This window comes from Burkholderia sp. Bp9099, assembly GCF_003857805.1.
Lineage (GTDB): Bacteria > Pseudomonadota > Gammaproteobacteria > Burkholderiales > Burkholderiaceae > Burkholderia.
This window is the reverse complement of record NZ_QTPU01000088.1, coordinates 1-1,273: the sequence shown is the minus strand read 5'-3', so window position 1 is coordinate 1,273 and position 1,273 is coordinate 1. Positions and strand designations below refer to the sequence as shown.

The window sequence follows — 1,273 nt, the reverse complement described above, 5'->3', positions numbered from 1 at the left end:
TCCATGACGATACTCCTATGAACGGTAACGTCAGCAGTTACGATACGCCTGCCGGAGCAGTCCATACCATTAACTGGCGTAGCCGCTACGGCGGCATGGATGTATCGGAAGCACGACGATTGCGGCAACTGGAAGAGGAAAACCAGCGGCTCAAGCGGTTGGTGGCAGACCAGGCGCTGTGACCTGCCTGACTTCTTCGGACCATTTCAATCTTGGAGAACGGCCTCGATTGCTTCAGTTGAACAATATCGCTGCTTGAACTCGTTGGGCGTCAGGTAGGCCAGACTCGAATGTGGCCGAACAGCATTGTAGTGACGCCGCCATTGGTCGATCACAACTTTCGCTTCCGTGCGGGTGCGGAACCATTCAAGGCTCAGGCATTCGTCGCGGAACTTGCCGTTGAAGCTCTCATCCGCGCCGTTCTGCCAAGGCTTGCCGGGATCGCTGAGCGCCATGTCCATGCCATTCTGCGCCGCCCACTTCAGGATGGCGCGCGACACGAATTCCGGCCCGTTGTCCGAGCGCAGATAGCGCGGTGCGCCGTGCAGGCTAATCAGTTGTGACAGAACCTCGATGACTCGCCCCGAGCGTATTGATCCGGCCACGTCGATGGCCAGGCATTCACGCGTGTACTCATCGATCACCGTCAGACACTTCAACTGCTGGCCGTTGGCGCACGCGTCGAATACGAAGTCGTACGCCCAGACATGCCGTGCCGCCGTCGCTGGCTGCGGCCGAGGGCGATGGACAGATACGCGTCGGCGGGGTCGCTTGCGCGGCACCTGCAACCCGGCAAGACGCCACAGCCGCCAGGCCCGATCAACGCTCATCGAGTGACCCTGCCGCTCCAGAAAGATCTGAATGCGGCGGTAACCATAACGCGGATATTGTGCCGACAGAATGCTCATCGCTGCCAGCACCGGCGCGTCCCGCACGGCCAGCGTCGATTCGTAATGCAGCGCCGATCGGGCGACCGACATTAGCGCGCACGCACGCCGCTCTGACAGGCCCCGTGCTTTCGCGTAGGTGACCTGCTGGCGTCGAGCGGGCGCGCTCACCACTTTTTTGCGTTGATCTCTTTCATCACGTCCAGCTCGAGATCGCGCTCGGCCAGCATCTTTTTCAGCCGGGCATTTTCCTGCTCAAGCTGCTTCAACCTCTTCACATCGGCGGCTTCCAGGCCGCCGAAATGTTGCCGCCAGTTAATGGTATGGACTGCTCCGGCAGGCGTATCGTAACTGCTGACGTTACCGTTCATAGGAGTATCGTCATG

At 60.0% G+C, this 1,273-nt stretch carries 2 pseudogenes; one reads left to right on the top strand and one right to left on the bottom strand.

Going from position 1 to position 1,273, the window contains the following annotated elements:
- Nucleotides 1-71: 71 nt before the first annotated feature.
- Nucleotides 72-179 (top strand): annotated as a pseudogene (locus DIE17_RS38500) (transposase); the annotation flags it as partial.
- 27 nt (nt 180-206) lie between these two features.
- Here DIE17_RS38500 and DIE17_RS36990 read toward each other — a convergent pair.
- Nucleotides 207-1,204 (bottom strand): annotated as a pseudogene (locus tag DIE17_RS36990) (IS3 family transposase); the annotation flags it as partial.
- Nucleotides 1,205-1,273: the final 69 nt, after the last annotated feature.